The organism is Thiobacillus sp. (genome assembly GCF_024708915.1).
Genome location: NZ_JANJXQ010000157.1, coordinates 1 through 8,447 on the forward strand (window position 1 = coordinate 1; position 8,447 = coordinate 8,447).

General features: G+C 64.4%; 8 protein-coding genes. 4 read left to right on the forward strand and 4 right to left on the reverse strand.

Annotated elements, in window-relative coordinates; translation table 11 throughout:
• The 3 genes from ileS to murJ form a co-directional block, all read right to left on the reverse strand.
• Nucleotides 1-1,950: isoleucine--tRNA ligase (ileS, locus tag Q0L94_RS11005; RefSeq protein ID WP_296753254.1), on the reverse strand; the 1,950-nt coding region annotated here is incomplete at its 3' end.
• Nucleotides 1,943-2,890 (reverse strand): bifunctional riboflavin kinase/FAD synthetase, encoded by a 948-nt coding sequence (locus Q0L94_RS11010; RefSeq protein WP_296753255.1) that lies wholly within the window; start codon nt 2,888-2,890, stop codon nt 1,943-1,945. The genes ileS and Q0L94_RS11010, both read right to left, overlap by 8 nt.
• Before the next feature lie 62 nt (nt 2,891-2,952).
• Nucleotides 2,953-4,491 (reverse strand): murein biosynthesis integral membrane protein MurJ, encoded by a 1,539-nt coding sequence (gene murJ / locus Q0L94_RS11015; protein ID WP_296753256.1) that lies wholly within the window; start codon nt 4,489-4,491, stop codon nt 2,953-2,955.
• A gap of 242 nt (nt 4,492-4,733) precedes the next feature.
• On the opposite strand from murJ, the gene rpsT reads away from it, so the two are divergent.
• Nucleotides 4,734-4,997 (forward strand): 30S ribosomal protein S20, encoded by a 264-nt coding sequence (rpsT, locus tag Q0L94_RS11020; protein ID WP_296641163.1) that lies wholly within the window; start codon nt 4,734-4,736, stop codon nt 4,995-4,997.
• A 78-nt stretch (nt 4,998-5,075) separates the two neighbouring features.
• Here rpsT and Q0L94_RS11025 read toward each other — a convergent pair whose 3' ends face one another.
• Nucleotides 5,076-5,357 (reverse strand): DUF3579 domain-containing protein, encoded by a 282-nt coding sequence (locus Q0L94_RS11025; protein WP_296753257.1) that lies wholly within the window; start codon nt 5,355-5,357, stop codon nt 5,076-5,078.
• A 256-nt stretch (nt 5,358-5,613) separates the two neighbouring features.
• Here Q0L94_RS11025 and Q0L94_RS11030 point away from each other — a divergent pair, with 256 nt between their 5' ends.
• From Q0L94_RS11030 to argF, 3 genes are all read left to right on the forward strand, one after another.
• Entirely contained in the window at nt 5,614-6,114 is a 501-nt protein-coding gene (locus Q0L94_RS11030) for a urate hydroxylase PuuD (protein WP_296753258.1), read from the forward strand.
• A 99-nt stretch (nt 6,115-6,213) separates the two neighbouring features.
• Nucleotides 6,214-7,395: an acetylornithine transaminase gene (locus Q0L94_RS11035; RefSeq protein WP_296753260.1), complete on the forward strand. Its 1,182-nt coding sequence runs from the start codon at nt 6,214-6,216 to the stop codon at nt 7,393-7,395.
• Entirely contained in the window at nt 7,395-8,312 is a 918-nt protein-coding gene (argF, locus tag Q0L94_RS11040) for an ornithine carbamoyltransferase (protein WP_296753262.1), read from the forward strand. The genes Q0L94_RS11035 and argF overlap by 1 nt, the downstream gene beginning before the upstream one ends.
• The last annotated feature ends 135 nt before the right edge of the window (nt 8,313-8,447 follow it).

The window sequence follows — 8,447 nt, forward strand, 5'->3', positions numbered from 1 at the left end:
CTCGTCCGAGATCGACAGTTCGCCCGAGTAGTCGGTGGTCGCGACCCACAGGCGCAGGATGTCGGCGCCGTACTGGTCCATCACCTTCTGCGGCGCGACGACGTTGCCCTTCGACTTGCTCATCTTGTGGCCCTTGCCATCGACCACAAAGCCATGGGTCAAGAGCGCGTCGTAGGGCGCGCGGCCGTCGGTCGCGCAGCCGGTGAGGAGCGACGACTGGAACCAGCCGCGATGCTGGTCCGAGCCCTCGAGGTAGAGGTCGGCCGGATGCGCGAGCTCGGGGCGGCGCTTCAGGACGCAGGCGTGGGTGACGCCGGAATCGAACCAGACGTCGAGGGTGTGGCCGGTCTTGTCGTAGTGTGCGGCGTCCTCGCCCAGGAGTTCAGCCGGGTCGAGCGCGAACCAGGCCTCGATGCCCTGCTGCTCGACGCGCTGCGCGACGATTTCCAGCAGCTCGGGCGTCTTCGGGTGCAGCGCGCCGGTTTCCTTGTGGGTGAAGAAGGGCATCGGCACGCCCCAGTTGCGCTGGCGCGAGACGCACCAGTCGGGACGGTTCCTGATCATCGCCTCCAGCCGCGCGCGTCCCCACGACGGGAAGAACTGCGTCGCGTCGACCGCGCGCATCGCGTGTTCGCGCAGGGTTTCCCCGTGGCCCCTGACCCCTGAGTCCTGACCCCTGTCATCCATGCCGATGAACCACTGCCGCGTCGCGCGGAAGATGATCGGCGTCTTGTGGCGCCAGCAGTGGGGATAGCTGTGCAGCAGCTTCTCGTGCGCGAGGAGCGCGCCGCTCGCCTCCAGCGTCTCGACGATCAGCGGGTTGGCCTGCCAGATGCTCATGCCGCCGACCAGCGGCACGCTCGCGTAGAAGCGGCCGTCGTCGCCGACCGGGTTGTCGACCTTGAGGCCGTAGCGGCTGCCGACCACGTAGTCGTCGAGGCCGTGGCCGGGGGCGGTGTGCACCGCGCCGGTGCCGGCGTCCGCGGTGACGTGGTCGCCGACGATCACCGGCACCTGGCGCTCCTGGAAGGGGTGCCACAGCACCACCCCCTCGAGCGCCTGGCCCGTGGTATGCGCGATCACCTCGGCGCCCTCGGCGAGGCCATAGCGCGCGAGCGCGCCCTCGCGCAGGCTCTCGGCGAGGATCAGCAGTCCCTTGGCGGTGCGCACCAGCGCGTACTGGAAATCGGGGTGCAGCGCCACCGCCTGGTTGGCGGGCAGCGTCCACGGCGTGGTGGTCCAGATGACGACCTGGATCGGCTCGTCGATGGCCGCGATGTCGAAGCGGCGCGCGAGGTCGGCGCGGTCGGCGACGGCGAAGCCGACGTCGATCGCCGGCGAGGTCTTGTCCTCGTACTCGACCTCGGCCTCGGCGAGCGCCGAGCCGCAGTCGACGCACCAGTGCACCGGCTTGGCGCCCTGGTACAGATACCCGGCCTGCTGGATCCGCCCCAGCACGCGCAACTGCTCGGCCTCGAACTGGAAGTCCATCGTGCGATACGGGTTGCCCCAGTCACCCAGCACGCCGAGGCGGATGAAGTCGGCCTTCTGCCGCTCGATCTGCTCGGCGGCGTAGGCGCGGCACAGTTCGCGGAACTTCGCCGGCGGGATGTCCTTGCCGTGGGTCTTCTCGACCTGTAGCTCGATCGGCAGCCCGTGGCAGTCCCAGCCCGGCACGTAGGGCGCGTCGAAGCCGGAGAGGGTCTTGGCCTTGACGATGATGTCCTTGAGGATCTTGTTCACCGCGTGGCCGATATGGATGTCGCCGTTGGCGTAGGGCGGACCGTCGTGCAGGACGAATTTCGGGCGCCCGGCCGCGGCCTTGCGGATGGTTTCGTAGCGTTTTTTATCCTGCCAGCTTTTGACCCAGCCGGGCTCGCGCCTGGCGAGGTCGCCGCGCATCGGGAAAGGGGTGTCGGGCAGGTTGAGGGTATTTTTATAGTCAGGCATGGCGCGGTTCGGGTTGAGTCTTGGCCAGATAGCGTTTGGCGTTGTCGACATCGCGCTTGATCTGCGCAACGAGGCTGTCGAGGTCGGGATATTTCTCTTCGTCGCGCAGCTTGTGGAGAAAGCTCACGCGCACGCGACGGCCGTAAATGTCGGCATTGAAATCGAACAGGTGTACTTCGAGCACGGGCACGGCATCCGGGCTTTTGACGGTGGGCCGCTTGCCCAGGCTCGCCACCCCCGCCAGCGGAGCGCCGTTGAGGCCGTACAGTTCCACTGCAAAGATGCCCATCAGCGGCGGCCGGTTGTGCCGGAGCTGGATGTTGGCGGTGGGAAAGCCGATGTCGCGCCCCAGCTTGTCGCCGTGCACCACGCGTCCCGAAATGCTGTAGGGCCGGCCCAGCAGGCGCGTGGCATGCTCCAGTTCGCCCGCGGCCAGCGCGTTGCGTACCGCGGTGGACGAGGCGCGCTCGCCGCCGACTTCGACCGTCGGCAGAAATTCGGCGTCGAAACCGAGCGGCTGGCCAAGGCTTTCGAGCAGCGCGAAATCGCCCGCGCGCCTGGCGCCGTAGCGGAAGTCGTCGCCCACCAGTACGTAGCGCGCCTGCAGGGTGCGGCCCAGCACGCGTTCGATGAAGGCCTCGGCAGTCAGTGCGGAGAATGCGCGGTCGAAACGGAACACGTGCAAGCGGTCGATGCCAAGCTGTTGCAGGCATTCGGCCTTTTCGCGCAGGCTGGACAGGCGCGCAGGCGCCTGCTCGGGCGCAAAAAACTCACGCGGATGCGGTTCGAAGCTCAGCACACAGCTTGGCAGGCCACGCGTCCGCGCCACGTCCTGCAGGCGGGCGAGCATGGCCTGATGTCCGAGGTGCAGGCCGTCGAAGTTGCCGATGGTGACCGCGTGGGGTGTGCCGAGAGCGTTGAAACCGTGGGTGATGCGCATGGGGTTGATGCGTAGGGCGAACCGGCGCGAAAAGGCCTAATTCTAGCTGATTAAGCGGCCCGTTAATTCGCCGCCCGCCGCGCGAACTGCCGCGGGCGGAAGCCCATCAGCCCCAGCGCGGCAAAATACAGCGCGATCCCGCCGCCGACCAGCAGCGACAGCCGCAGCAGCCGGTCGAGGGAGCCGGCCGCCAGCCACCACTGCGCTTCGCCCATAGCGTAGAACAGCATCGCCGCCATCAGCGTAACCGCCGCCAGCACGCGCAGAAAGTATCCGGCCCAGCCCGGCTGCGGCTGGTAAATCTGCTGCTTTTTCAGCAGATGCAGCAGCAGTCCGGCGTTGAGGCAGGCGCCCAGGCCGATGGCCAGCGCCAGCCCGGCGTGGCCGAGCGGGCCGATGAAGGCGAGGTTCATCAACTGGGTGGCGACGAGGGTGAAGATGGCAACCTTGACCGGGGTGCGGATGTTCTGCCGTGCGTAAAATCCGGGCGCCAGCACCTTGACCAGGATCAGTCCGACCAGTCCCAGGCTGTAGGCGATCAGCGCCTGCTGCGTCATGCTCACGTCGTTCGCGGTGAAGGCGCCGTAATGAAACAGCGTGGTGATGAGCGGCACTGCCAGCACCGCCAGCGCAGCGGCAGAGGGCAGCGCAAGCAGCAGCGTGAGCCGCAAACCCCAGTCGAGCAGTTTGGAGTATTCGGCCGGTGAGTCGTCGGCGTAATGCTTGGCCAGACTGGGCAGCAGAATGGTGCCCAGTGCAACCCCCAGCATGCCGGTGGGAAACTCCATCAGACGGTCGGCGTAATACAGCCACGACACGCTGCCGGTGGCTAGAAACGAGGCGAAGACGGTGTTGATCAAGAGACTGATCTGCGCGACCGAGACGCCCAGCGTGGCGGGTGCCATCAATTTCAGCACGCGCTTGAGGCCGGGGTCGTCGAAACGCCGGGTTGGGCGCGGCAGCATGCGGATCTTCAACAAATGCGGCAGCATCCACGCCAGTTGCAGCACCCCGCCCAGCGCCACGCCCCAGCCCAGTGCCAGCACCGGCGGATCGAAATACGGCGCCAGCCACAGGGCCGCGGCGATCATGGACAGATTCAGCAGCACCGGTGCAAACGCAGGCACTGAAAACTTGCTGAAGGTATTGAGAATGCCCGCCGCCAGGGCCACCAGCGAAATGAAGATGATGTAGGGAAACGTGATACGCAGCAGGGTGACGGTGAGGGCGAATTTTTCCGGTTCGGCGCGGAATCCCGGCGCGCTGACATAGGCCACCCACGGCGCGCCCACAATGCCCAGTAGTGCAACCGCGACCAGCACCAGTGTCAGCACGGTGGCAACCTGATTGACCAGGGTCTGGGTGGCGTCATGGCCCTGGCGGCTCTTGTATTCCGCGAGGATCGGCACAAACGCCTGCGAGAAGGCGCCTTCGGCAAACAGGCGCCGCAGCAGGTTGGGGATTTTGAAGGCGACGAAGAAAGCGTCGGTCAGGAGCCCGGCACCGAACACGCGGGCGATGAGGGTATCGCGCACGAATCCCAGTATGCGGGAGAGCAGGGTCATGCTGCTGACCGCAGCGAGGGCTTTGAGGAGATTCATGGATGGCGGCGTTTTGCGCGCATTGTGCGGGCCGGGCGCGCCAACTGCAACTGCAATTGCGTGCAAAACAGCTTGATTTGTGGCCGGGGTTTCCCATACAATCGCGGGCTTTGGTGGATCTGTCCCGTCTGAAACAGGGCGCCTCAGATTGAATTTGCCCTGTCAGCACGACGGCGGGGCGCACAGATTAATTTATCCCGACCATATTATGGATATGGTCGGGATTTACAGGAGCAGAATACATGGCGAACTCCGCCCAGGCGCGCAAGCGCGCACGTCAAGCCAGCGCGCAGCGCGACAGCAACATGAGCCAGCGTTCGGAATTGCGCACCGCGATCAAGAAAGTGCGTAAAGCCATCGAGGCCGGCGACAAGGCCGTCGCCCAGCAGGTTTTTCAGGCTTCCATGAGCGTGATCGACAGCATCGCCGACAAGCAGATCGTTCACAAGAACAAGGCTGCACGCCATAAGAGCCGCCTGTCTCTGGCGGTCAAGAGCATGGCCTGAGCGGTCAGGCGCCGCACAGTGAAAACGCCGCATCTGCGGCGTTTTTCATTTCCATTTTCAATTCCGGGAGCTGCGGGTTCAGTCGGCGTTTTCAGTCAGCAATTCGTTGCAGCTGGCGAAGGTTAGCAAAAAACGGTAGGCGTTGGGATCGGCGGTTTTGAGTTTCTTGTCCACCACCACGCAACGGATGCTGTCCAGCGTGGTGGGTTGCACGTACGGCGAATAATTGGTGCGGTTGTTGGGGTCGATCACCGCGAAGGCGCCCGCCAGGCGATCGGCCCAGTCGCTCGGCCGAAACCGGGCACCCTTGGCGGTGATGCCGCGAATAATGAAGGGGGCGTTGGCGGAAGCGTCATCCATGAGTGGGCGGGCGGCTGAAGGAATCGGCGGATTTTAGCATGCAGTCGCCGGAGCGAAGGGGGTGCGGCGCTTGCGCGATCGCGGCATTTTGAAGATACTGGCGCCGGCTTATCCGACAAAAACAGTCAACCATTCGAAGGAGGAGAGAACCATGAAAAACCCGCTGGATTCGCTGTGGGGTACCGTTATCGCAGGCGTCGTGCTCACGGCTGTGCTGGTTGTCTTTGCCAGAAACTTTTTGAGTTAAGGGGGCGCAATGGAAAACGTCGATATCGTCTCCGCACTGTCCCGCTGGATCCACTTCATGGCGGGCATCATGTGGATCGGCCTGCTGTATTACTTCAACTTCGTCCAGGTGGCGGCACTGAAAAATGCCGGCGCCGACGGCACCGCCGCAGGCATCACCAAGCATGTCGCGCCGCGTGCCCTGCTGTTCTTCCGCTGGGCCGCCGTGGTGACCTGGATTGCCGGCGCCGCCTTGCTGGGCCCGTATTTCATGGACGCCTTCCTGCTGCGCAACGGCATGGGCCCGATCGGTATCGGCGCCTGGCTCGGAACCATCATGCTGTTCAACGTGTGGGTGCTGATCTGGCCGAATCAGAAGAAAATTCTGGGCATGGTGCCGGCAACCGACGAGGAGAAGAACAAGGCGCGTCGCGTCGCCTTTCTGGCGTCGCGCACCAACACCATGCTGTCGATTCCGATGCTGTTCTTCATGGCGACCGGGATGTCTCACTCGGCGCTTTTCAGCCTATAATCAAGGCGGTGCGTGACAAGCACGGCGGCTCAGGCCGCCGTTTTCTATTCAAGCCATTTCAAGAACAGCCATTTCGGGACAGCCTGGTTGAGGACTGCCATGACAACACATTTGATGAACACCTATGCGCGCCAACCGGTCGCGTTTGTGCGCGGCGAAGGCGCCTATCTGTGGGACGAAGCGGGCAAGCGCTATCTCGATGCGGTCGCCGGCGTGGCGGTGAACGGGCTCGGCCACGGGCACCCCAAACTGGTGAAGGCGATCGCCGACCAGGCTGCGACGCTGATCCATTCGTCCAACCTGTATCGCGTGCTGCGGCAGGAAGAACTGGCCGACCGCCTGTGCGAACTGTCGGGCATGGACAAGGTTTTTTTCTGCAACTCGGGCTGCGAAGCCAACGAAGCGGCGATCAAGCTGGCGCGCCTGTACGGCCACGGCAAGGGGATCGAGGTGCCGACCATCATCGTGATGGAAAAGGCCTTCCACGGCCGCACCATGGCGACGCTGACCGCGACCGGCAGCCGCAAGATCCAGGCCGGATTCGAGCCGTTGCTGACGGGCTTCGCGCGGGTGCCGTTCAATGATCTGGACGCCATCCGCCATGTGGCCGAGCACAACAAGAGCGTGGTCGCGGTGCTGCTCGAAACGGTGCAGGGCGAGGGCGGCATCAACGTGCTGCCGACGGAATACCTCGCCGGATTGCGGCAGATTTGCGATGCCCACGGCTGGCTGCTGATGCTGGACGAGGTGCAGACCGGGATTGGCCGCACCGGCACCTGGTTCGGCTTTCAGCATTCCGGCGTGATGCCGGACGTGATGGCGCTGGCCAAGGGGCTTGGCTCGGGCGTGCCGATCGGCGCCTGCCTGGCGCGCGGCGCGGCAGCCGACGTTTTCCAGCCAGGCAATCATGGCTCCACCTTCGGCGGCAATCCGCTGGCGTGCGCGGCAGCGCTGGCGACGCTCGATGCGATCGAGGACGAGAAACTGATCGACAACGCGCGCGCGCGCGGCGAGGGTATCCGTAGCGGGTTGCGGCAGGCACTGGCCGGCGTGCACGGCGTGGTCGACATCCGTGGCGAGGGCCTGATGATCGGCATCGAGCTCGACCGTCCCTGCGGCGAACTGGTGACGGTGGCGCGCGACGCCGGCGTGCTGATCAACGTCACCGCCGACTCGGTCATCCGCCTGGTACCGCCGCTGATTTACGGTGAGGCAGAAGTCGATGCGCTGGTCGCGGCAGTGTCCGGCATCGTTAAAAGTTACCTGCAGCAGGCGGCGTGATGCCAAAGCACTTCCTGCAATTCAAGGATCTGTCGCGCGACGAACTGCTGTACCTGTTCGAGCGCACGCGGCTGATCAAGTCGCGCTTCAAGCAGTACCAGCTCTACCACCCGCTGGTCGACCGCACACTGGCGATGATTTTCGAGAAGAGTTCGACCCGTACCCGGCTCTCGTTCGAGGCAGGCATGCACCAGCTCGGCGGCTCGGCAATCTATCTCAACACGCGCGACACCCAGCTGGGGCGCGGCGAGCCGGTGGAAGACGCGGGCGAGGTCATTTCGCGCATGGTCGACATCGTGATGATCCGCACCTTCGAGCAGGACATCATCGAGCGCTTCGCCAGCCACTCGCGCGTGCCGGTGATCAACGGGTTGACCAACGAATATCACCCTTGCCAGATTCTCGCCGACATCTTCACCTTCATCGAGCATCGCGGCTCGATCCAGGGCAAGACGGTGGCATGGATAGGCGATTCCAACAACATGTGCAACACCTGGCTGCAGGCGGCCGAGGTGCTCGGTTTCAACGTGCACGTGTCGACCCCGCCGGGCTACGAGGTGGAGCCCGAACGCGCCAATCTGTATGGTACCGATCATTTCGAAAGCTTCGCCGACCCGATGGATGCCTGCCGCGGCGCCGATCTGGTGACCACCGACGTGTGGACCAGCATGGGCTGGGAAGCGGAAAACGACGAGCGCCTGAAGGCCTTTGCCGACTGGCAGGTGGATGCCGACATGATGGCGGTGGCGAAATCCGATGCGGTCTTCATGCACTGCCTGCCCGCGCACCGTGGCGAGGAGGTCACCGCCGAGGTCATCGACGGCCCGCAGTCGGTGGTGTGGGACGAGGCCGAGAACCGCCTGCACGCGCAGAAGGCGCTGATGGAATACCTGATGCTTGGCCGCATCGAGAGCTGAGAGCGTGAGAGTTTTTCTCCAATCTCGCCTGTTTGTGCTGGGACTGGCATGCTCCGAGACATGAACGAGACCGAACGTCATAACGGATCGCCTGTCAGCCTGTTCGATGAGCTGCCGGCTGTCGAGGAACAACAG